Here is a 20,770-nt window from a genome sequence, read left to right as displayed (position 1 = left end):
ATGCCGGGGACGACCAGCCAAGGGCCGACGGAAGAGGACACGGGTATGCCGAGGCACCGGTACGGCGCGTGGGCGCTGGTGGCCGCGGTGCTGGCGTCCTGGCTGCTCGGGGCGGTGCTGGGGGACCGGCCGCTGTCCGCGGCGGGGACGGCGGCGCCGCCCGCGCTCGCCCCGGTCGAGGATGCGCCGGTGGTGCTCGTGGGGGTCCCCGGCCTGACGTGGGACCTCGTCGGCCCCACGACCACACCGGTGCTCGAGCGGATGTCCCGCGAGGGGGCGTCGGCCGCCCTCGTGGTCCGCGGCACCCACGAGGTGACCTGCGCCGCCGACGCCTGGCTGACGCTCGGGGCGGGGCAGCGCGCGGCGACGGACGTGGCCGGGTGCGTCGACGCGAGGGAGGAGCGGGGGCGCGGCGGGGAGGACGGCTCGGAAGGCGCCGCGGACGGGTCGGCGGGCGCGGCATACCCCGTCGTCGGTGAGGTCGTCGGGGCGGCGGGCGTCGACCCGCGCGCGTGGCACCGGTGGCAGGAGTCGGCCGAGCGGCGGGCGCTGGGGCCGCAGCTCGGCACCCTGGCCCGGCTCGTGGAGGAGGCGGGGGGCTGCGTGGCGGCGTACGGGGCCGGGGCGGCGCTCGGGGCGGCGGACCCGGACGGGGAGGTCGCCCACCTGCAGGAGCAGGGGGTCACCGCGCAGGGAGCGCCGGAGCTGGTGCCGTCCTGCGACCTGCACCTCGTCGCCGCGCCGGAGGTCCTCGACGGGGACCGGGGTGGGGTGCTGGCCGGTGTCGACGCGGCGGTCGGCGACCTGGTGGACCAGCTGCCGGCGGGGTCACGGCTGGTCGTCGCGGGGACCGGGCACACCGCCGGGCGGGCGGAGGCGACGGTCCTGCTCAGCACGCTCGTCGCCGAGGACAGCGGGCCGCGCAGCCTGGCTTCGGTCTCCACCCGGCAGGTGGGCCTCGTGCAGCTGACCGACCTCACCGTGGGGCTCCTGCAGGCGGTCGGCGTGCGGACGGGGGCGTCGGACGACGGTGCGCTGGCCGGCGGGCCGCCCGTGGTGGTGGCGGTGGAGGACGGGGCCCGCGAGGACCCGGCGGCCCACGCCCGGGAGCTCGCGGCCGGCGTGAGCGACGGCAAGCGCCTGGCGCCGTGGGCGCTGGGCGCCCTGGCGGTCCTCGTCCTCCCGGTGCTGGCGCTCGGGGTGGGGCTGCGCCGCCGGCGGGTGGTGGCGGTCGTCGCGACGCTGGCCATGGCGGTCCCGGTGGCGACCTTCCTCGCCGGGATCCTCCCGTGGTGGCGCGCGGGTCAGCCGGTCGTCGCGCTGGTGGGCGCGGTCCTGGCGGCGGCGGCGCTGGTGACCGTCCTGGCGTGGGCTGGCCCGTGGCGCCGCGACCCCCTGGGGCCGGTGGCGGTCGTCGCCGGCGTCACGCTCGCGGTCCTGGGTGTCGACGTGCTCGCGTCCTCCCGCCTCGGGCTGGTCTCCGTCCTGGGTCTGCAGCCGGTCACTGCCGGGCGCTTCTACGGGCAGGGCAACGTCGGCTTCGGGACCATGCTCGGCGCCCTCCTGGTGGCCGCCGCGGTGCTGCTCAGCAGGCTCCCGCGGCGGGAGGCGGCGGCCGCCGTGCTGGTCCTCGGGGTGGGCACCACCGTCGTGAACGCCGCGCCCCAGGCGGGGGCCGACTTCGGCGGGGTGCCGGCGACGGTGCTGGCGACGGGGTTGCTCCTGCTGTCGGCCCTGGGCCTGCCCTGGCGGCCGCGCTCGATGGCGCTGCTCGCGCTCGCGGGTGCGGTGGTGGCCGGCGCGGTCATGGTCCTCGACTGGGCCCGGGGCCCGCAGAGCCGCACCCACCTGGGCGACTTCGTGCAGAGCACCCTCGACGGTGAGGCGGCGGGGATCGTGGGTCGCAAGCTCAGCCAGAGCCTGGGGATCCTCGTGTCCTACCCGCTGTCCTGGCTGGCCGTGCTCGCGCTCGTCCTGGTCACCGTCGTGGCGGCCACGCGTCGGCCCGGGTGGACGGCCGCCCTGTGGCGCGAGCCGGGGATCCGCCCGGCCCTGCTCGCGGGAGCCGTGGCCATGGCCCTCACCTGGGCGCTGAACGACTCGGGCATCGCCGCCGTCGCGCTGACCCTGGCCCTGCTCATCGCCACCGCCATCGTGGTGGTGGCGAACGAGCCCGTCGTCAGGGCTGGCCGGGGAAGCGCACGGTCACCGTCGACCCGGTCTCACCCCTGACCAGGTCCACGACCAGGTCGTCACCGGGCCGCAGCCCGGTGAGGGCGGCGATGACGTCGTCGGGGGTGGCCAGCGCCCGTCCGCCCGCGGTCACGAGCAGGTCACCCACCGCGATCCCGGCCGCCCCGGCGGGCGACCCCTCCACCACCGTGCGGACCAGGACGCCGTCGCGGTCGGCGAGGCCGACGGCACGCCGGAGCCGCCGCGCCACGGCGCTGGGGGCGAGCGCGACCCCGAGGTGCACCGGCTCGATCGAGCGGCCCTCCTGCATGGCCGCCACCGCCGCGCGGAGCTCGGTGTCGGCGGCGCGGGCGAGGTAGAAGCCGTGCTCCAGCCGGTGGGTGTTGACCCCGACCACCTGCCCCGCACGGTTGAGCACGGGAGCCCCCGACGACCCTCGGGCGGCCGGGGCGGTGTGCTCGAGGGCCCCGTGGACGGGGCGGCCCCGCGGACCCCGGAATCCCCGTTCGACACCGGTCACCTGGCCCCAGGTGACCCGCAGGACGTGCTGCCCCGCCGACGCCACGACGACCGTGTCCCCCGTCGTGACGGGGTCGCTCGCCCAGTCCAGCACCGGGGCGTCGCCGGTGTCGACCTCGAGGACGACGAGGTCACCGTCGACGTCGCTCCCCACGACGGAGGCCTGCGCCGGCTCGCCGTCCACGAACCTCACCTGCGTCGTCCGGTCGCGCAGGTTGTGCGCGTTGGTGAGGACCCGCCCCACGCCCACGACGTACCCGGTCCCGCGCCCGTCCCGGCCGATCGAGACGACGGAGCGGCCCACCGCTCCCGCCGTGCTCCTCGTCCGCTCCTCCAGCTCCTGGATCGCCGTCATGTCGCACCTCTCCTGGGTCACCGGGTGAGCTCACGCACCCGTTGGTCCCCATCTGAGCATGGTCACTTGCATTATGCAAGTGACTAGGTCCTCTACGATGCGAGGATGATCGACGCCGGTTCGCTGGAGGCCGCGGTGACCCGCATCGGCGACCGGTGGAGCCTGCGCGTCGTCGCGGCCCTGCTCGAGGGCGACCGGAGCTTCTCCGAGCTGCAGGCGGAGGTCGAGGGCATCGCCCCGAACATCCTGACCGCACGCCTCCGGGCCCTCAGCGCTGACGCCCTGGTGACCGCGGTCCCCTACCAGCGCCGACCCGTCCGGATGCGCTACGCCCTGACGGAGGCTGGGACGACCCTCGCCGGGGCGGTGACGGCGCTCGCCGAGTGGGGCGCGGTCCGCGAGGGGCGTCCGGCCGGGGCCACCCACGGCGCCTGCGGGACCCCGGTGCGCACCCGTCCGTGGTGCCCGACGTGCGACCGCGCGGTGGCGCGCGAGGAGACCACGGCCGACGTCTGGTGCTGAGGCGACGGGCCGGCGGGACCCGCCGTCGCAGGGGCGGCCGCCCGGTTGCCTCTCGGCGCAGGGACGCGGGAGGATCCACGGATGGGACGCCTCGTCTACGTCGGTATCGGTTCCCTCGACGGGTTCGTCGCCGACGAGGAGGGGGACTTCTCCTGGTGCGCCCCCGACGAGGAGGTGCACGCCTACCTCAACGAGCGCGACCGGGCGGTCGGGGCCGAGCTCTACGGCCGGCGCCTCTACGAGGTGATGAGGGTCTGGCAGACCTACGGCACGGGGCCGGACGCCGACCCGGTGGAGCGGCAGTACGGCGAGCAGTGGCGCGCCCGGGACAAGGTGGTGTTCTCCACGACCCTGCCCTCGGTGGACACCTCCCGCACCAGGCTCGTCCGGCGCTTCGACCCGGCCGAGGTGGCCCGGCTCGTCGACGGCGTGGACGGGGACGTGGGGCTGGGCGGCCCCGACCTGGCTGCCCACGCGCTGCACGCCGGTCTCGTGCGCAGGGTCGAGTACTACGCCGCACCGGTGATCGTCGGCGGCGGCACACCCTGGTTGCCGCCCGGGCTCCGGCTCGACCTCCGCCTCGTCGAGCACCACCGGTTCAGCTCCGGGGTGGTGCACCTGGCCTACGAGGTCCGGCCCTGAGGGTGCCGGGACGACACCGTGCGGCGGGCCCGCCTCGGCTCAGCCGGCCGCGGTGTCGGCGAGGGCGTCGATGTGGCGCGTCGACCCCGCGGGGACCCGCACGGTGAGGTTGCCCGGCTCGATGACGATGCGCATGGCGATCGCCGAGCCGACCGTGTCACCGTCCATCTCCAGCTCGACGGGCTTGTCGGAGACGACCCGCACCTCCCGGCCCTGGACGTGGTCCACCCGGGAGTGACCGATGCGCTGCCGGGTGACGAGCTGGCCGAGGACCCCGGCCCAGCCGACCAACCCGTCGGGGGAGAGCAGCACGGCGTCGACGCTGCCGTCGTCGGCGACCGCAGCGGGCAGCAGCTCCATGCCGCCCTGCAGCCGGCCGACGTTGCCCACCATGACGCTGCGGACCCGACGCCGGAAGGGATCCTCGTCGTCCACCTTCACCGCCACGGTGAACTGCGGTCCCTTGAGGTGGCGCAGCCCGGAGACCAGGTAGGCCAGCCACCCCACCTTCGACTTGAGCTTCTCCGGCACCCCGGCCATCACCTCCGCGTCGAAGCCGAGGCCGGCCATGACGAGGAAGGTGTGCGTCTCCCGCACCGCCGGGTCCGAGCGGTCGTCGACGGCGTCGGAGAAGTCGACCGTGTCGGCTGGGTCGGTCTCGTCGTCGAACCGCGCCGCGAGCTGGGCGGTCGTGGGCCGCACCAGGTCCAGGCGGCAGGTGTCGATGCGGATGGTCTGCCCGGTGAGGGCGACGGTGAGGGCCTCGTCGAGCGAGTCGACCGGGAGCTCGAGGTTGCGGGCCAGCAGGTTGCCGGTGCCACCGGGGAGCAGTCCCATCGGCACGTCGCTGCCGGCGAGGATCTCACCCACGGTGCGCACCGTGCCGTCGCCACCGAGCGGGCAGACCAGGTCGACCCCGGCCTCCACGGCCTCACGGGTCTGACCCGCCCCGGTGTCCTCGGCGGTCGTCTCCAGCCAGAGCGGCTCGGCCCAGCCGTGCCGCCGGCAGGCCTCGGTGACGAGACGGCGGACACGGGGGACGTCGTCGAACTTCGTCGGGTTGACGATGATCGCCGCCCGCCGCACCCCGGGCTGCGTGTGATCGGTCATGGACGTCACGCTAGCCGTCCGCGGCGCCCCCACCCAACCGGCGACCAACCGGCACCCGGCCGCGACCGCCCGGCGACGGCCCGGCGACGGCGGGGCCGGACGGTCAGACGGTCCGGGCCGGCGGCGGCCCGACCGGGAACAGCACGTCCTCGCCCCCGAGGAACGGCCGGAGCGCCTCGGGGAGACGGACCGAGCCGTCCTCCTGCTGGTGGTTCTCCAGCAGCGCGATGATCGGGCGGGTGCTGGTCAGCGCCGTCCCGTTGAGGGTCGCGACCGTGCGGGTCCCGCCACCCTCGGCGCGCTCGCGCGTGCCGAGCCGCCGGGCCTGGTAGGTCGTGCAGTTGGAGGTCGAGGTGAGCTCGCGGTACCTGCCCTGCGTCGGGATCCACGCCTCGCAGTCGAACTTGCGGGCGGCGGGGCCGCCGAGGTCGCCGGCGGCCACGTCGATGACCCGGTAGGGCAGCTCGAGCGCCTCCAGCACCCGCCGCTCGATCCGCAGCAGGTTCGCGTGCTCGGCCTGGGCGTCCTCGGGACGGCAGTAGACGAACATCTCGGTCTTGGTGAACTGGTGGACCCGGAAGATGCCGCGGGTGTCCTTGCCGTAGGACCCGGCCTCGCGCCGGTAGCAGGTGGAGGTGGCGGCATACCGCAGCGGGCCCGCGGCCAGGTCGACGATCTCGTCGGCGTGCAGGCCTGCGAGCGCGACCTCGGAGGTGCCGGTGAGGTAGAGGTCGTCGGCCTCGAGCCGGTAGACCTCGTCGGCGTGGGCGTCGAGGAAGCCGGCGCCGGCCATCGTCTCGGGCCGCACCAGGGTGGGCACCACGACGGGGACGAACCCCTCCTCCTGCGTGATCTGCTGGGCGAGCGCCATGAGGGCGAGCTCCAGCCGGGCCCCGGCGCCGAGGAGGTAGTAGAACCGTGCGCCCGACACCTTGGCGCCGCGCACGGTGTCGATCGCGCCCAGCAGCTCGCCGAGCTCGAGGTGGTCGCGCGGGGCGAACCCCTCGGCCTCGAAGTCGCGCGGGACGCCGACCTCCTCGAGCACCACGTAGTCGTCCTCGCCACCGACCGGCACCCCGTCGACGATGACGTTGCCGATGCGCCGGAGGGCGGCGTCCCGCTCCTCCACCGCGCTGCCGGCCTCCGCGTCCAGCTGCTTGACCCGGCCGGCCAGGTCCTTGACCTGCGCGAGGAGGGCCTGCTTCTCCTCGCCCTGGGCGCGGGCGACGCTCTTGCCGAACGCCTTCTGCTCGGCCCGGGCCTGCTCGAACTGGGCGAGCGCGGCGCGGTGCCGCTCGTCCGCGGACAGCACGACGTCGACGAGTCCGGGGTCCTCGCCACGGGCCTGCTGGCTCGTGCGGGCGCGGTCGGGGTCGGCGCGGAGCTCGCGGATGTCGATCATGGCGCCCAAGCCTACTTGCGACGGAGACCGGCGCCCCCGGTCCTCCGACTTCCGGCCGAGGCGCCTCGTCGGCAGGGGCGCCTACCCTGGGACGGTGATGTCGATCGACAGCTGGAGCGGGGCGGACGAGGCCTGGGAGCGCCCGCAGCCCGACCGCGCCCACCTCCGGCAGGACCTCTGGCTGGCGCTCGGCGCGATGGTCGTCATCGCGCTCGGGGCCGAGCTCATGCGCAGCCTCGGCGCCTTCGACGAGGAGCCTCACGGCATCCCGTGGCAGTACCTCGCGATGGCGTCCCTGGCGGCTCTCGTGGCCTTCCGCCGCAGCCGCCCGGTGCTCGTGACGGTCCTCGTCGGGGTGCACATGCTCGTCACCGGGATGGTCCTGCCGATGACGCTGAGCACGCTGCCGATGCAGGTCCTCTACTTCTTCCTCATCTTCTCCGGCGTCTCCTGGGCGCGCGACCGCCGCGCGCTCGTGGCGGCCGTCGGGCTGGTCCTCACCCTGATGGTGGCGTGGCTGGCGTGGACCTTCGCGCTCGGTCGCGGGGTGCAGCAGATGATGAGCTACTTCGCCGACGAGGTGCCCGAGCAGATCGGGCTCTTCGAGGTGCCGGTCGCGGTGGTCGGCTTCACCCTGCTCAACAACGTGCTCTTCTTCGGCGGGTCGATCCTGCTCGGCCAGCTGGCCTGGAACGGCGCGCGGCGGACCGCGCAGGTCGTCGCCCAGGCGGCGACGATCGAGGCCCAGTCCGCCCGGCTGCGCGACCAGGCCGTCGTCGCGGAGCGGCTGCGGATCGCCCGGGAGCTGCACGACGTCGTCGCCCACCACGTCTCGGTGATGGGTGTCCAGGCCGCGGCGGCGCGCCGCGTCATGGACCGGGACCCGGCGGCGGCGGCGACCGCGCTGAGCGCGGTCGAGCAGTCCTCGCGGGACGCGGTCGGGCAGATGCGCGAGCTGCTCGGCACCCTGCGCAGCGACGACGTCGACCCGGGTATGCCGCCCGCGCCCGCAGGAGCGCCGGTGCCCCCGGGCGACGGGGCGGGCCGGTCGGCCGTCGAGTGGTCACCTTCGGGCCGCAGCCCCCAGCCGACGCTGGCCGAGCTGCCCGCCCTGGCGGAGCGGGCCAGCACCCCCACCTGCCGCGCGTCGGTGACCGTCGTGGAGTCGGCCCCCGGTGCCGCGGCCAGGGTCGCGCCGCCGGTGCAGCTGTCCGCCTACCGGGTCGTCCAGGAGGCCTTCGCCAACGTCCACCGGCACTCCACCGCCCGGTCCGCCTCGGCGGTGGTGCGGGTCGACGAGGACGCCGACCGGCTCGAGGTGGAGGTCGTCGACGACGGCACCGCCCGCGTCGGCACCTCCGGCACCGGGCTGGGTCTGCGGGGGATGCGCGAGCGGGCCCACCACCTGGGTGGCGGGGTCGAGGTGGGCCCGCGCACCGGCTCGAGCGGGTGGCGGGTGCGGGTCTGGTTCCCGCTCGACGGGCGCAGCAGGTCTGCGGCGGCCCCCGCCTCCGCGGTGGTCGGGTGAGCGCCCCCCTGCGGATCCTGCTCGTCGACGACCAGCCGCTCCTGCTGCAGGGGTTCGCGATGATCCTCTCGGTCGAGGACGACCTCGAGGTGGTGGGGCAGGCGCCGGACGGCGCCCGGGCCGTGGCGGCGGTCGCCGAGCTGCGCCCCGACGTGGTGCTCATGGACGTGCAGATGCCCGTGCTCGACGGCATCGAGGCCACCCGGCGGATCATCGCCGCGCACCCCGAGGTGAGGGTCGTCATCCTGACCACCTTCGACCGCGACGACTACCTCTTCGACGCGCTCGAGGCGGGGGCCAGCGGGTTCCTGCTCAAGAACGCCGACCCGGACGACCTCGTCGACGCGGTCCGGGCGGTCGCGCACGGGCACGCCCTCCTCGCCCCGGAGGTCACGCGCCGGGTGATCAGCAGGATGACGGGCAGCGAGGCCGGCCCGCCCGAGCCCGCCGAGCAGGGCGGGGCGGAGGGGCACGCCATACCCCTGCCGCGCCTGACCGACCGGGAGCGGGAGATCCTCGTGCTCGTCGCGCAGGGGCTGTCCAACGCCGAGATCGCGGCGCAGGCCTTCGTCACCGAGGCCACGGTCAAGACCCACGTCTCCAACGTGCTCGCCAAGCTGGGCGTGCGCGACCGGGTCCAGGCGGTGATCGCGGCCTACGACGCGGGGCTGGTCACACCCGGGGTATGACGTCCTGCGCCGGATCCCCTCAGGTGTGCGGGTCCTGCGCGGCCGGGGCGGGGTCCGCCGCGGGCAGGAGCTCCCACTCCGCCCAGGTCAGGTCCCGACCCGGGTAGCGGACGGTGCGGAACGGCCAGTCGCGGGCCAGCCACGCGGCGATCGCCTCCGGCAGGCGGGCGTCGACCTCGGACCCGACCAGCTCGTCGACGACCCACCACGACACGTCGGCGTCGGCGCCCTGCTTCTCCGGGGGGTCGATGTAGAAGCAGCCCAGCAGCGCAGACTCCTCCTCGTCGGCGAACAGCGCGTAGTTGAACGACTCGTGCGCCTCGATCTCCCGCTCGTGCCGGGCCAGGTCCTCGCGATCCTGCTCCACGGTCATGTCCGCCGGTGGCCAGCCCCAGACCTCTCCGAAGGTCGCCCAGAGCCGTTCCCGCGAACCCATCACGGCGGGGTAGTCGACGTCGATGTCGCTCGCCCGGATCGGACGGAGGTGGTGACCGGAGGCCAGGTCGAACCGGGTCGGGTGCTGCCAGCCGTCGGGGAGCCAGGACATGCCCCATGGTGGCACCGGTCCCGCCGGCACGCACGCCGTGTCCGCCTCGCGACGGAGGAGCGGTCTCCGCCGGGGGACCGATGTGCGTGCCGCCCGGGGGCGCCTAGCGTGGGGACATCAACGGGCGGACCTGGGAGGCACCATGCTCGAGCTGCACAACCTCACCCGCCGGTACGGCGACGTGCTGGCCGCGGACGACGTCACCTTCGAGGTGCCGGCCGGCCGGATGGTCGGATTCGTCGGCGGCAACGGTGCCGGCAAGACGACGACGATGCGCATGGTCATGGGGGTGCTCGCACCCACCTCCGGCGAGGTGCACTGGGACGGGACGCCGGCGACGCGCGCGGTGCGGGCCCGGTTCGGGTACATGCCGGAGGAGCGTGGCCTCTACCCCAAGCAGCCCGTCCTCGGGCAGCTTGTCTATCTGGCCCAGCTGCACGGCATGCAGGCCCAGCCGGCGCGGCGGCGCGCCGTCGAGCTGCTCGACCGGTTCGGACTGGCGGACCGCGTCGACGACAAGGTGGAGGAGCTCTCGCTCGGCAACCAGCAACGGGCGCAGATCATCGCCGCCGTGCTGGGGGACCCCGTGGCGCTCATCCTCGACGAGCCGTTCTCCGGTCTCGACCCGACCGCCGTCGACCAGATGAGCGAGCTGCTGAGGGAGCACACCTCCCAGGGGGTGCCGGTGCTCTTCAGCTCGCACCAGCTCGACCTCGTCGACCGGCTGTGCGACTCGATCGTGGTCCTGCACCAGGGGCGGGTCGTGGCCGAGGGCACGTCCGAGGCGCTGCGCGCCGACGCGCCGCTGCGCTACCGGCTCACCACCACCGGGGACACCGGGTGGGTCCGCGGGGTGGCCGGTGTCACGGTCATCGACCTCGAGGGTCCCACCGTCCTCGTCGAGCCGCAGGACGAGCGGGTCGCCCAGCGGCTGCTCACCGACGCGGTCGCCCGTGGCGGCGTGCGCGAGTTCAGCCGCATCCGCCCGACCCTGTCCGAGATCTACCGAGAGGTGGCGGCATGAGCACGACCCGGACCCTGACCCCGCCGACGCAGGCGCGGCCGGCCGCAGATGCGGCCGCCCCGGGGTTGCGCCATCCCTGGAAGCTCGTGGCCTCCCGCGAGATCCAGGTCCGGCTCCGCGACCGCAACTTCCTCATGTCCACGGCTCTCACCCTGGTCATCCTGCTCGCGCTGATCCTGCTGCAGGGTTTCCTCGGCGGCGGCTCGATGAGCTACCGCATCGGTGTCGAGGGTGGGGACGGCACCCGCATCGTAGCCATGGCGGAGCAGGCGGCGACCGCACAGGACCCGGCCGCCGAGCTCGTGAGCGTCGAGCTGGGTGACGCCTCGGCGGTGGAGGAGGCGACCCGCTCGGGGGACGTGGACTACGGGCTGATCGCCACCGCCGACGGGTGGGAGGTGGTCGACGAGGGCCCGACGGCCAGCGACCTCGAGCTCGTGCTGGCGGACGCGGCGCGCACCGATGCCATGACGCGCAACGCGGCGGAGGCCGGCACCGACCTGGGTTCGCTGATGGCGGGCACCAGCCTGAGCACCAGGGACCTCACGGCCCAGGACGACGGCTCCGACGGGTTCATGGCCTTCGTCCTCGGGTTCGTCTTCGCGATCCTCTTCTACATGTCGTCCTTGATGTTCGGCATGCAGATCGCCAGCAGCGCGGTCGAGGAGAAGCAGTCCCGCCTGGTGGAGATCCTCTCCGCAGCCATCCCCGTGCGCAGCCTGCTCCTGGGGAAGGTGCTCGGCAGCACCGCCCTGGCTCTGGGCCAGATGGTCCTGATCGTCGCGGTCGGGCTGGTCGGGCTGGCCTTCACCGACTACGACGTCGCCCTGCCCGGGCTGGCGGAGGGCATCGCCTGGTACATCCCCTTCTTCGTCCTGGGCTTCCTGGCGCTCGCCTGCGTGTGGGCCGCTGCCGGCTCCCTGGCCTCCCGGGCCGAGGACCTGCAGTCCACGACCATGCCGCTGACCATGCTGCTGGTCGCCGTCTTCATCGTGGGGATCAACCTGCAGGGGATCTGGCGCACCATCGCCTCCTTCGTGCCGGTCATGTCGACGATCCTGATGCCGATGCGCATCCTCGAGGGCAAGGTGGAGTGGTGGGAGCCAGTGGTCGCGCTCCTGCTCGTCCTGGGTTTCTGCCTGCTGACCATCCGGCTCGGCGCGCGTCTGTACCAGCGTTCGCTCCTGCACACCTCGGGCAGCCTGACCTGGCGTCGGGCGATGACGCTGCAGGACTGAGTCCCACCGCGCAGGGTGCCGCGCCCCGGCCGACTAGGGTCGTGCCGTGAGCAGAACCGAGCGTCCGGACGTCGGCAGGCACCCGTTGCGCGACACCAGACTTCTGGTGTCGTTGGACGTCGACGGCACGCTGCTGCGGCACGACGGGCACCTGTCTCCGCGCGTGGCGCGGACGGTGCGGACGCTGGACGCCCTGCCGCACGTCACCGTCGTCATCGCGACCGGGCGGTCCGTCCAGTCCACCCTGCCGGTCATGGAGCACCTCGGGCTGATGACGGCAGGTCGGCCGGTGGTCTGCTCCAACGGGGCCGTCACGGTGTCGGTCGACCCGGGGGCCGCGGGTGGCTACCGCCTCGACGACGTGGTCACCTTCGACCCCGCGCCGGCCGTCGCGGTCGTGCGGCGCGAGCTGCCCGACGTGCTGGTCGCGGTGGAGGAGGTCGGGGTGGGGTTCAAGGTGAGCACCCCCTTCCCGCCCGGTGAGCTCTGGGGCGAGGAGATCATCGTCCCGTTCGAGGAGCTGGTCGCCGACCCGGTCACCCGTGTCACCTTCCGCGACCCCAACTCCACCTCCGAGGAGTTCAGCGAGATGGTGGAACGGATCGGTCTGCACGGCGTCTCGTACGCCGTGGGGTACAGCGCCTGGCTCGACCTCGCCCCCGAGGGGGTGTCCAAGGCCTCCGCCCTGGAGCAGGTGCGCCGCCGCCTCGGCGTCGAGCCGCACCGCACGGTGGCGGCCGGTGACCAGCGCAACGACCTCGAGATGCTCGACTGGGCCGCGCGCAGCTACGCGATGGGCCAGGCGCCGCCGGAGGTCATCGCGATGGCCGACCGCGTCACCGGTGCCGTCACCGAGGACGGTCTGGTCGACGCCCTCCAGGAAGTGCTCGACGAGCTCGCCTGAGACGTGACACCGGTTCACCCCCAGACCCAGTGTGTCCGGTGGTCCACCCTCGGAGCCAGTGTGTCCGGTGGTCCACCCTCGGAGCCAGTGTGTCCGGTGGTCCACCCTCGGAGCCAGTGTGTCCGGTGGTCCACCCTCGGAGCCAGTGTGTCCGGTGGTCCACCCTCGGAGCCAGTGTGTCCGGTGGTCCACCCTCGGAGCCAGTGTGTCCGGTGGTTCAGCCTCGGACCCAGTGTGTCCGGTGGTTCAGCCTCGGACCCAGTGTGTCCGGTGGATCGGTCGGAGAACCAGTGTCACGTGGTCCGGTCAGGTCCGTGAGGCCACCGGGGTCCCGGCGGCGTCCGCCGTCTCCTGGGCCGGACGCGCCAGGAAACGGTCGACCGCTGCGGCGATCAGCACGACCATGAGTAGGGTGGTGACGAGGTTGAGTCCCATCGACACGTAGGGGGCGACGACCCGTCCCCACTCGGCGTCCATCGGGCCGACCACGGCACGCAGCAGGATCGCGACCGCCACCCCCGCGTGCCGGGCGAGGATCAGCACCAGGCAAAGCGTGACCATGGGGACCAGCCCGGCCCGCAGCAGGGTGAGCAGACCTCGACCCAGCGCGGCGAAGCGTTCCGTGACGCTGGTGACCGGCGCGGCCGCCCACTCGCGCAGCCATACCGGCAGCCGGCTCGCACGTGCTCGCACCCGGGCCGACCGCTGGCGCGCCCGCTCGAGGCGGGCGAGAGCCCGCTCGTCCCTGATGGCCCCGACCACGCGCACGCCGACACGGCTCAGGTCGGTGTCGCGAGGCTCGGCCAGCTCTCGTCCGTAGACCACCGCGCCCACCACCAGCCAGGCGAGGGGGACGACCACCAGGGTGTCGAAGTCACCCAGGAGGTCCCACAGCCAGGAGACAGCGGAGTCGAACCAGGTGCCCGCGGGGCCGAGGACGCCCATGGCGGCGGCCCACCCGTCCATCAGCCAGGCCACGCCGCGGCGACCGAGGACCCAGGCCCAAGCACCCTCCCACCCGGTGCTGATCGTCTTCGCGACGGTCACCAGCCACAGGGCCTCCACCCAGGCGGCGAGCAGGCCGAGGCCGAGGTTGCGCTGCGCGAGGTCGAACCGGTCCAGCCCCCAGCGCAGCACGAGCGCCCCGACCACCACGGCCGCCGTGACCGGCAGCGAGACGTCGGCCAGGGTCCGGGCGCCGGCCGTCTCGATGAACCAGTTGGTGGACCGGAACTCGTCCGCCGTCACCTCGTTGACGAACCTGCGGACGTCCTCGCGCAGGTAGCCCTGCGAGGCGTAGACCGCCAGGAAGGGGACGAGCGCCGAGGCGAGCACGGAGAGTCGGCGCGAGCGCGTCAGTCCGGTCGCCTCGGGCACGTTGCGCAGGGACGGCATCACGACGCGGAGCGCGACCACGAGCGCGGCCACGGCGCTCAGGGGCGCCAGCGCCGCCGTGATCGTGGCAGCCACGGGGCTGACCTTGCTCAGCTCGAAGGAGGCCCAGAGCACCAGCTCGCGAGCCACGGCTCCCAGGAGCAGGACCACGACGAGCACCGGCCAGTGCGCAACCAGGAGCCTGAGCCCCTCCAGGACGACCGCCAGCGCACCGAGGACCGACCGCCCGACGCGGGACAGGGCGGCGCCCATCAGCCCTCCTCCCCGGCGTCGGCCTCGGCGTCGGCGTCGACGTCGATGGAGAGGTGCCAGGGCGTCTCCCACCAGATCTCTATCGACTCGGGGACGAAGTCCTGGGCCGTGCGGACGTAGACGGGGACGGTGTAGGTCGCCGGTCGGGTCGCGGCCGGCTCCTCCAGGCCGAAGCCGAAGTCGGGCGAGGGTCCCGGCGCACCCGGGGGCACGCAGGGGGAGCCGGGCAGACCGAGGCTCGCCTCGCCGCCGAGCGGGCTGGTCCGGTAGAGCGTCGCCCGGCCCAGACCGTCGACCAGACGGACCTGGCACCCGGTCAGCGGCGAGGCCGGGTCGGCCTGGACGGTCAGGTCTGTGCGCCAGACGCGGCTGCCTTCGCTGCGGGGGAAGTAGTGCATCATCCCCTCCTGGTCGGTGAAGTGATCCGCCGGGACGGGGTCGGCGGCGGTGACGGTCAGGTCGACGGTGTAGCTGCCCCGGTCGTCCTCCAGCGTGTGCGTGAACCGCACGGGTTCGCCGCTGCGGCCGGCCACCGGGTCGGTCAGCTCGTAGGGGTTCCAGAAGTTCCACACCCGATAGCTACCGGCTCCGGCCGCGAGGAGCAGCACGAACGGCAGCGCGAGCAGAGCCCACCTGTTGCGTCGCCACCAGCCGGTCATCTCAGCCCCCCTCCTCGAGCAGCGGTTCCCGCGGCTCGAGGGGCTCGGCGTCGGCGGCCAGCTGGGCGTCCTGCGCGTCGAGCCCGAGGTCGACCACGGCCAGGTCCTGGTATGCCGTGTCCGTCCCGTCGGTGCCGAGGCGCAGCGTCGCGCCGGGAAGGGCGTCGGGAGGCAGCTCCAGGACCACCGAGCAGCGGGTGGGGAGCCCGGGCGCGGTCAGGGGGCAGGTGTTGCCGCCGGTGCGGGTGACCGTGAACGAGCGACCCTGCCGGTCGACGATCTCCACGTGGCCGAGGGCGGAGTCCTCGAGCGTAGGCGTGAAGGTGACGTCGGCCAGGACGAAGATCCCGGGCGACTCGTACAGCGAGGAGGAGGTCTGGAAGGACCGGCTCACGGTCACGCCGTCGACCGTGATCGTGGCGGCCCGCAGCTGCACGGGTCGACCCTGGCTCGCCACCACCTCGTGCGGGCGGGCGTAGCTGTCGATGGGCGAGGGCACCTGGTCGCCCACGACCCTCCCGAGCGCGAGCGCGACGAGGACGAAGGCGATCGTCCCGGCGCGTCCGGCCCAGCGGGTCGCGAGCTCGGCGGCGACGCTCACGGCAGCACCTCCCAGCTGCTCAGGTAGACCGGTCCGGAGCGCCGCGTCGGCACGGTCACGACCGCGGTCCGCCGCTCGTCGGTCCACAGCATGGTGTCCTCCAGGCTGCTCTCGCGGTAGGTCTTGCTGTAGAGCTCGACCTGGATCTCAGCGGGCACGGTCTGCTCCGTGGTGGTCAGGTGCAGGCCCACGTCGTAGGTCAGTCCTGGCGCCACCGCCCGCAGGGACACGGTCGCCGGCTCCAGCGTCCACAAGGAGTCCCACGGCAGCAGACCGTCCTCCAGGGGCGTGCCGAAGGCGTCGGCGGCGCCCGGGAGGTCGCGGATGCGCACGCTGCTGCCGAGCTCGGAGGCGGACAGCGTGGTCCCGGCGGTGGACCGCAACGTCCCCAGGACCAGCACGTGCTGGACCCCCTCCTGCTCCAGGAAGTCACCCCCCAGCTCCGGACCCCACACCGCCCGCTCCAGGGTCAGCTCCCACGGCGCGGCCCGGACCGTCGTCCCCGCCGTCACGGCCTCCGGCTCGTCCTCGGGCGCCGCCGCGAGCCCGCCGAACGGCACGGTGAGCAGCAGGGCGGCGACCACGACGGCATACCCGGCGTTGCGCGGGCGGGCCAGGACCCAGGTGACGGACGCCTCGAGAAGTCGGCGCAGAGCGCTCGGTCGGACCTCGCCCGGCCCGGGGTTCCCCTCCACAGCGGGTCAATCTAGCCCAGGGGTGCGCCACACTGGTGCGCGTGCCCGACCCGCTCGTCCTCACCTCGCCCGCCAACCCCAGGCTCAGGGCGCTCGTCGGGCTGCGTCGACGCCGGACGCGGGAGCAGGAGGGACGCACCCTCGTGGAGGGGTATGACGAGCTGGGGCTCGCCCTGGACGCGGGCGTGGTCCCGCACTCCCTCTTCTACTGCCCGGAGCTGATGGGGGCGCAGGCGCTGGCCGACGACCTCGTCGGCCGCGTCGCCGCCCTCGGCACGGAGGTGGTGCGCGTGTCCCGGTCCGCGTTCGAGAGGACGGCCTACCGCGAGGGCCCGGACGGCGTCCTCGCCGTCGTCGGCACCGTGGACCGGCGGTGCGCCGACCTGTCGCCCGGTCCGGCCCCGCTGCTGCTCGTCTGCCAGGGGGTGGAGAAGCCGGGCAACCTCGGCGCGATGCTGCGGACCGCGGACGCGGCCGGCGTCGACGCCGTCGTCGCGGCCGACCCGGTGACCGACTGGGGCAACCCCAACACCGTCCGGGCCTCCAAGGGCACGGTCTTCTCGGTGCCGGTGGCCAGCGACCCGACCGCGGTGGTGCAGGACTGGCTGCGCGCCCGCGGCATACCCCTCGTCGCGGCGACCCCGGACACCCCGACCGAGCACACCGAGGTCGACTACCGGGGCCCGGTCGCGATCGCGGTGGGCACCGAGAAGACCGGGCTGACCGAGGACGTGCTGGCCGCGGCGGACCACCGGGTGCGCATCCCGATGGTCGGCCGCGCGAACTCGCTCAACGTCGCGACGTCGGCCGCGATCATCGTCTACGAGGCCGTGCGCCAGCGCAGGCAGGCCGGTGTCTGAGCACCCCGTGAGGTGTGCCACGATGACCGCTATGCGCATCGACCACGTGAGCTACGCCGCCGGTCCCGAGGGGTTGCGCGCGACGGCCGGGCGGCTGGGGGAGCAGCTGGACGTGACCCCCCTGGGCGGTGGGGTCCACCCGCGGTTCGGGACCCGCAACGTCATCCTGCCGCTCGCCGAGGGCCGCTACGTCGAGGTCGTCGAGTGCCTGGACCACCCGTCCTCGGACAAGGCGCCGTTCGGCAAGGCGGTCAGGGCCGCCTCCGAGCGCGGCGGCGGCTGGATGGCCTGGGTGGTGGCCGTGGACGACCTCGCGCCGGTCGAGCAGCGGCTCGGCCGTGAGGCGGCACCGGGCAACCGGCACACCCCCGAGGGGGTCGACCTGCGCTGGCGCCAGATCGGTGTCCTGGACGTTATCCGGCACCCCAACCTCCCGTTCTTCGTCAAGTGGGAGTCGCCCGCCGAGCAGCACCCCTCGCGGCTGGCGCAGTGCCGCACCCGCCTGGTCGGGCTCACGCTGGGCGGCGACGTGCCGGTCGTACGCGAGTGGCTCGGGATCAGCGAGGCCCCGGAGGGGGCGTTCGAGTCCGACGTGGAGTTCGGCTTCGTCGAGGACGAGGACGCGCGCCTGCACGACGTGACCTTCGAGACGAGCAACGGCACCGTCACCCTCTGAAGAGGGAGGCCCTCGGTCTGCCCCCGGGCCGCGGCGGCGCTCAGCGCCGGCCGTACCCCTTGAGCCGCAGGCTGTTCAGCACGACCAGCACGCTGGACATGGCCATCGCGCCCCCGGCGATGAGGGGGGTGAGGTAGCCGAACGCCGCGAGCGGGATCGCCAGCGTGTTGTAGCCGAAGGCCCACACGAGGTTCTCCTTGATGATGCGCAGCGTCCGGCGCGACAGCCCGATCGCGTCGGCGACCGTGTCGACGTCCGAGCGCATCAGGACGATGTCCGCTGACTCGGCGGCCACGTCGGTGCCTGACCCCATCGCCATCCCGAGGTCGGCCTGCGCGAGCGCTGCCGCGTCGTTGACCCCGTCGCCGACCATCGCGACGACCCGGCCGCGCTCCTGCAGCGCCCTGACGTGCGCGAACTTGTCCTGGGGCAGCACACCGGCGTCGACGTTTGCCTCGTCGATCCCCACCTCGCGGGCGACGGCGCGGGCGGTGTGCTCGTTGTCCCCGGTGAGCAGGTATGGCGTGAGGCCCAGCTCGCGCAGCCGCGCCACGGCGGCCGCGCTGGACGGCCGCGGGGTGTCGGCGACGGTGATCGCAGCCCGGGCGGTCCCGCCCCAGCCGACGAGGACTGTCGTCCCGGTGCCGGCGTCGAGGGCCTCCCGGAGCACGTCCGGCACGACGGTGAACAGGTCGGGCTTGCCGACGGTGACCTCGGTGTCCTTGATGGTGGCCCGGGCGCCCTGACCGGGCAGGCTGGTGAAGCCGGAGATCGGGCTCACCTCGACGCCGCGCTCGCGCGCCCCGACCACGATCGCCCGCGCGACGGGGTGCTCGCTGCCCGCCTCGACGCTCGCCGCCGCCTTGAGCGCCGCCTCGGCGGGCAGCGCCCCGGCCGGCACGACGTCGGTGAGCACCGGCTCGCCGGTCGTCAGCGTGCCGGTCTTGTCGAGGACGACGGTGTCGACACGGCGGGTGGACTCGAGGATCTGCGGACCCTTGATGAGGATGCCGAGCTCGGCGCCGCGGCCGGTGCCGGTGAGCAGCGCGGTGGGCGTGGCCAGGCCCAGCGCGCAGGGGCAGGCGATGATGAGGACCGCGACGGCGGGGGCGAGCGCCTCCGCGAGGGTGTGGCCGGTGGCCAGCCAGAGCACGAAGGTCACGAGGGCGAGGACGAGCACCGCAGGCACGAAGACGGCGGAGATGCGGTCCGCCAGGCGCTGCACGGGGGCCTTGCCCGTCTGGGCCTGCTCGACCAGGTCGGTGATCCGGGCGAGGACCGTCTCCCGCCCGACGCGGGTGGCCTCGACGACGAGGCGGCCGGAGCCGTTGACGGTGGCGCCGGTCACGTCGTCCCGGGGACCGACCTCGACCGGCATCGACTCGCCGGTGACCATGCTGGCGTCGATCGTGCTCGTGCCGTCGACGACGCGGCCGTCGGTCGCGACCTTCTCCCCGGGACGGACCACGAAGCGCATGCCGGCCTCGAGCTCCTCGACCGGGATGCGCTCCTCGGTCCAGGCGCCGCTGCCGACGACGTGCCGGAGCACGGCGACGTCCTTGGCGCCCAGCTCCATGAGCGAGGTGAGCGCCGAGCGGCCCTGGGCCTTGGCGCGGGCCTCGATGTAGCGACCGATCAGGAGGAACGCGGTCACGACCGCGACGACCTCGAAGTACATGTCGTGGCTGAAACCGGTGAGCAGCGCCACGACGGACCAGCCCATGGCCGCGGTGGTGCCGACCGAGACGAGGGTGTCCATCGTGGACGCCAGGTGGCGCGCGTTGATCGCCGCCGCGCGGTGGAACGGCCACGCGGCCCACAGGTAGACGGGCAGCGTCAGGAGGAGCTGGAGCCAGTGCCCCGTCATGCCGAGGGCGTCGGCGACCGGCGGGACCATGTGCAGCACGGCGACCACGAGGGCGAGGACGCTGGCGACGATCATCCGCAGCCGCAGCGAGCCCTGGCCGACGACGTCGTGCGTCATGGCCGGCGCGCGACCGCCGCGGTCCCGCTCGACGGGGGTGGCGCCATACCCGGTCTTCTCCACGGTGGCGACGATGTCGGCGACCGAGAGCGCGGAGGGGAAGCGGACGCTGGCCTTCTCGGTGGCGAGGTTGACGCTCGCCTCCACGCCGTCCAGCTTGTTGAGCTTGCGCTCGATCCGGGCGGAGCAGGAGGCGCAGGTCATGCCGGTGATGGCCAGGTCGACGTGCTGGCTGCCCGCTGCGGTCCCGCTGGGGGAGGCGGCGCTGCTGGTGGTGGTGCTCATGGCTCCTGGCTGCTCATCTCATCGGCGTTCTGGATCGGTCCTGCCCGACCGACGGGTCGGTGCTGCCGCACCGACCCGCCGGCCCCGGGGTGGTCAGACGGCGGCGGCGTAGCCCGCCTCCTCGACGGCCGCGCGGGCCGCCGGGAGGTCGAGCGGGCCGTCGGACTCGACGAAGACGTCGGTGTCGCCGCCCTTGACCAGGTCCTCGACCCGGACCTCGAGCACGCCGTCGACGCCCTTGAGCTCCTCGGTGACCGAGGCGACGCAGTGGCCGCAGGTCATGCCGGAGACGACGATCTTGGCGGTCTGGTTCTGCACGGGGGTGTCCGCGGTGCTGTCGGTCATCGGTGCTCCTTCGGTGGGGTGGTTCCGCACGGGGGCGGGTGGTCAGCTGCGCACGAGCCGGGCGATCGCGTCGGCGGCCTCACGGACCTTGGCGTCCTTGGCCTCCTCCGACTCGGCCGCCGCCTCGACGACGCAGTGGCTGATGTGGTCCTCGAGCAGACCGAGGCTCACGGCCTGCAGCGCCTTGGTGACCGCGCTCACCTGGGTGAGCACGTCGATGCAGTAGGTGTCCTCCTCGACCATACGCGCGATGCCGCGCACCTGGCCCTCGATGCGGCTCAGCCGCTTGAGGTAGGTGTCCTTGGACCCGGTGTAGCCGTTCACAGCCATGTCAACAGGATACCC

General features: G+C 74.0%; 21 protein-coding genes. 10 read left to right on the top strand and 11 right to left on the bottom strand.

Annotated features, from left to right (window positions below):
• The first annotated feature begins 45 nt into the window (after positions 1 to 45).
• Positions 46 to 2,232 (top strand): hypothetical protein, encoded by a 2,187-nt coding sequence (locus D4B81_RS08195; RefSeq protein ID WP_122261955.1) that lies wholly within the window; start codon positions 46 to 48, stop codon positions 2,230 to 2,232.
• On the opposite strand, the gene D4B81_RS08190 is transcribed toward D4B81_RS08195, so the two are convergent.
• On the bottom strand, positions 2,180 to 3,067 hold the full coding sequence (locus D4B81_RS08190; RefSeq protein ID WP_122261954.1) for a S1C family serine protease: 888 nt from the start codon (positions 3,065 to 3,067) through the stop codon (positions 2,180 to 2,182). The two genes, D4B81_RS08195 and D4B81_RS08190, sit on opposite strands and share 53 nt — an antisense overlap.
• Before the next feature lie 105 nt (positions 3,068 to 3,172).
• Here D4B81_RS08190 and D4B81_RS08185 point away from each other — a divergent pair, with 105 nt between their 5' ends.
• Entirely contained in the window at positions 3,173 to 3,589 is a 417-nt protein-coding gene (locus D4B81_RS08185; RefSeq protein ID WP_122261953.1) for a winged helix-turn-helix transcriptional regulator, read from the top strand.
• A gap of 81 nt (positions 3,590 to 3,670) precedes the next feature.
• Entirely contained in the window at positions 3,671 to 4,231 is a 561-nt protein-coding gene (locus D4B81_RS08180; protein ID WP_122261952.1) for a dihydrofolate reductase family protein, read from the top strand.
• A 39-nt stretch (positions 4,232 to 4,270) separates the two neighbouring features.
• On the opposite strand, the gene D4B81_RS08175 is transcribed toward D4B81_RS08180, so the two are convergent.
• Both D4B81_RS08175 and serS read right to left on the bottom strand, forming a co-directional pair.
• Positions 4,271 to 5,341: a diacylglycerol/lipid kinase family protein gene (locus D4B81_RS08175; RefSeq protein WP_202613626.1), complete on the bottom strand. Its 1,071-nt coding sequence runs from the start codon at positions 5,339 to 5,341 to the stop codon at positions 4,271 to 4,273.
• A 103-nt stretch (positions 5,342 to 5,444) separates the two neighbouring features.
• Entirely contained in the window at positions 5,445 to 6,743 is a 1,299-nt protein-coding gene (serS, locus tag D4B81_RS08170) for a serine--tRNA ligase (protein WP_122262127.1), read from the bottom strand.
• A 97-nt stretch (positions 6,744 to 6,840) separates the two neighbouring features.
• Here serS and D4B81_RS08165 point away from each other — a divergent pair, with 97 nt between their 5' ends.
• On the top strand, positions 6,841 to 8,271 hold the full coding sequence (locus D4B81_RS08165; RefSeq protein WP_122261951.1) for a sensor histidine kinase: 1,431 nt from the start codon (positions 6,841 to 6,843) through the stop codon (positions 8,269 to 8,271).
• The gene (locus D4B81_RS08160; RefSeq protein WP_122261950.1) at positions 8,268 to 8,960 is read left to right on the top strand and encodes a response regulator; all 693 of its coding nucleotides are present in this window, start codon (positions 8,268 to 8,270) and stop codon (positions 8,958 to 8,960) included. Before D4B81_RS08165 ends, D4B81_RS08160 begins: the two co-directional genes overlap by 4 nt.
• Before the next feature lie 19 nt (positions 8,961 to 8,979).
• On the opposite strand, the gene D4B81_RS08155 is transcribed toward D4B81_RS08160, so the two are convergent.
• Positions 8,980 to 9,507, bottom strand: a complete 528-nt coding sequence (locus tag D4B81_RS08155) for an N-acetyltransferase (RefSeq protein ID WP_122261949.1) — start codon at positions 9,505 to 9,507, stop codon at positions 8,980 to 8,982.
• 142 nt (positions 9,508 to 9,649) lie between these two features.
• Between D4B81_RS08155 and D4B81_RS08150 the strand changes: the two genes are divergently transcribed.
• From D4B81_RS08150 to D4B81_RS08140, 3 genes are read left to right on the top strand one after another with little or no spacing between them, the layout of a single operon-like run.
• Complete coding sequence (locus D4B81_RS08150) at positions 9,650 to 10,531, top strand: ABC transporter ATP-binding protein (RefSeq protein WP_122261948.1); 882 nt, start codon at positions 9,650 to 9,652, stop codon at positions 10,529 to 10,531.
• Entirely contained in the window at positions 10,528 to 11,769 is a 1,242-nt protein-coding gene (locus tag D4B81_RS08145) for an ABC transporter permease (RefSeq protein WP_122261947.1), read from the top strand. Before D4B81_RS08150 ends, D4B81_RS08145 begins: the two co-directional genes overlap by 4 nt.
• 46 nt (positions 11,770 to 11,815) lie before the next feature.
• Positions 11,816 to 12,673 carry an HAD family hydrolase gene (locus D4B81_RS08140; RefSeq protein WP_237565897.1) on the top strand — a complete coding sequence of 286 codons (858 nt, stop codon included), beginning with the start codon at positions 11,816 to 11,818 and terminating at the stop codon, positions 12,671 to 12,673.
• Positions 12,674 to 12,979: 306 nt separating this feature from the next.
• Here the strand turns inward: D4B81_RS08140 and D4B81_RS08135 are convergent, their stop codons facing one another.
• From D4B81_RS08135 to D4B81_RS08120, 4 genes are read right to left on the bottom strand one after another with little or no spacing between them, the layout of a single operon-like run.
• Positions 12,980 to 14,320, bottom strand: a complete 1,341-nt coding sequence (locus tag D4B81_RS08135; protein WP_122261946.1) for a hypothetical protein — start codon at positions 14,318 to 14,320, stop codon at positions 12,980 to 12,982.
• A complete protein-coding gene (locus D4B81_RS08130; protein ID WP_122261945.1) occupies positions 14,320 to 14,979 on the bottom strand; it encodes a hypothetical protein in 660 nt (219 codons plus the stop codon). The genes D4B81_RS08135 and D4B81_RS08130 overlap by 1 nt, the downstream gene beginning before the upstream one ends.
• Position 14,980: 1 nt before the next feature.
• Positions 14,981 to 15,580, bottom strand: a complete 600-nt coding sequence (locus tag D4B81_RS08125; RefSeq protein ID WP_122261944.1) for a hypothetical protein — start codon at positions 15,578 to 15,580, stop codon at positions 14,981 to 14,983.
• Positions 15,577 to 16,275 carry a hypothetical protein gene (locus D4B81_RS08120; RefSeq protein WP_122261943.1) on the bottom strand — a complete coding sequence of 233 codons (699 nt, stop codon included), beginning with the start codon at positions 16,273 to 16,275 and terminating at the stop codon, positions 15,577 to 15,579. The genes D4B81_RS08125 and D4B81_RS08120 overlap by 4 nt, the downstream gene beginning before the upstream one ends.
• 41 nt (positions 16,276 to 16,316) lie before the next feature.
• On the opposite strand from D4B81_RS08120, the gene D4B81_RS08115 reads away from it, so the two are divergent.
• Together D4B81_RS08115 and D4B81_RS08110 are read left to right on the top strand one after the other, a co-directional pair.
• Positions 16,317 to 17,135 carry a TrmH family RNA methyltransferase gene (locus D4B81_RS08115; protein WP_419866236.1) on the top strand — a complete coding sequence of 273 codons (819 nt, stop codon included), beginning with the start codon at positions 16,317 to 16,319 and terminating at the stop codon, positions 17,133 to 17,135.
• Positions 17,136 to 17,157: 22 nt separating this feature from the next.
• Positions 17,158 to 17,811, top strand: a complete 654-nt coding sequence (locus D4B81_RS08110; RefSeq protein ID WP_419866235.1) for a VOC family protein — start codon at positions 17,158 to 17,160, stop codon at positions 17,809 to 17,811.
• Between the two features lie 40 nt (positions 17,812 to 17,851).
• Here the strand turns inward: D4B81_RS08110 and D4B81_RS08105 are convergent, their stop codons facing one another.
• From D4B81_RS08105 to D4B81_RS08095, 3 genes are all read right to left on the bottom strand, one after another.
• The gene (locus D4B81_RS08105; protein WP_122261940.1) at positions 17,852 to 20,080 is read right to left on the bottom strand and encodes a heavy metal translocating P-type ATPase; all 2,229 of its coding nucleotides are present in this window, start codon (positions 20,078 to 20,080) and stop codon (positions 17,852 to 17,854) included.
• 93 nt (positions 20,081 to 20,173) lie between these two features.
• Positions 20,174 to 20,425 carry a heavy-metal-associated domain-containing protein gene (locus tag D4B81_RS08100; protein WP_122261939.1) on the bottom strand — a complete coding sequence of 84 codons (252 nt, stop codon included), beginning with the start codon at positions 20,423 to 20,425 and terminating at the stop codon, positions 20,174 to 20,176.
• Between the two features lie 42 nt (positions 20,426 to 20,467).
• Positions 20,468 to 20,749, bottom strand: coding sequence for a metal-sensitive transcriptional regulator (locus D4B81_RS08095; protein ID WP_097189025.1), 282 nt, complete (start codon positions 20,747 to 20,749; stop codon positions 20,468 to 20,470).
• Positions 20,750 to 20,770: the final 21 nt, after the last annotated feature.

Source organism: Ornithinimicrobium cerasi (assembly GCF_003702705.1).
GTDB classification, from domain to species: Bacteria; Actinomycetota; Actinomycetes; order Actinomycetales; family Dermatophilaceae; genus Ornithinicoccus; species Ornithinicoccus cerasi.
The sequence above is the reverse complement of the archived record's forward strand: the minus strand, read 5'-3'. Positions and strand labels throughout refer to the sequence as shown.

Coding starts and splice junctions, on each gene's coding strand:
- D4B81_RS08185 (WP_122261953.1), top strand. CDS start 3,173: ATGATCGACGCCGGTTCGCTGGAGGCCGCGGTGACCCGCATCGGCGAC.
- D4B81_RS08195 (WP_122261955.1), top strand. CDS start 46: ATGCCGAGGCACCGGTACGGCGCGTGGGCGCTGGTGGCCGCGGTGCTG.
- D4B81_RS08105 (WP_122261940.1), bottom strand. CDS start 20,080: ATGAGCACCACCACCAGCAGCGCCGCCTCCCCCAGCGGGACCGCAGCG.
- D4B81_RS08145 (WP_122261947.1), top strand. CDS start 10,528: ATGAGCACGACCCGGACCCTGACCCCGCCGACGCAGGCGCGGCCGGCC.
- D4B81_RS08190 (WP_122261954.1), bottom strand. CDS start 3,067: ATGACGGCGATCCAGGAGCTGGAGGAGCGGACGAGGAGCACGGCGGGA.
- D4B81_RS08135 (WP_122261946.1), bottom strand. CDS start 14,320: ATGGGCGCCGCCCTGTCCCGCGTCGGGCGGTCGGTCCTCGGTGCGCTG.
- D4B81_RS08155 (WP_122261949.1), bottom strand. CDS start 9,507: ATGTCCTGGCTCCCCGACGGCTGGCAGCACCCGACCCGGTTCGACCTG.
- D4B81_RS08100 (WP_122261939.1), bottom strand. CDS start 20,425: ATGACCGACAGCACCGCGGACACCCCCGTGCAGAACCAGACCGCCAAG.
- D4B81_RS08175 (WP_202613626.1), bottom strand. CDS start 5,341: ATGACCGATCACACGCAGCCCGGGGTGCGGCGGGCGGCGATCATCGTC.
- D4B81_RS08165 (WP_122261951.1), top strand. CDS start 6,841: ATGTCGATCGACAGCTGGAGCGGGGCGGACGAGGCCTGGGAGCGCCCG.
- serS (WP_122262127.1), bottom strand. CDS start 6,743: ATGATCGACATCCGCGAGCTCCGCGCCGACCCCGACCGCGCCCGCACG.
- D4B81_RS08130 (WP_122261945.1), bottom strand. CDS start 14,979: ATGACCGGCTGGTGGCGACGCAACAGGTGGGCTCTGCTCGCGCTGCCG.
- D4B81_RS08180 (WP_122261952.1), top strand. CDS start 3,671: ATGGGACGCCTCGTCTACGTCGGTATCGGTTCCCTCGACGGGTTCGTC.
- D4B81_RS08110 (WP_419866235.1), top strand. CDS start 17,158: ATGACCGCTATGCGCATCGACCACGTGAGCTACGCCGCCGGTCCCGAG.
- D4B81_RS08150 (WP_122261948.1), top strand. CDS start 9,650: ATGCTCGAGCTGCACAACCTCACCCGCCGGTACGGCGACGTGCTGGCC.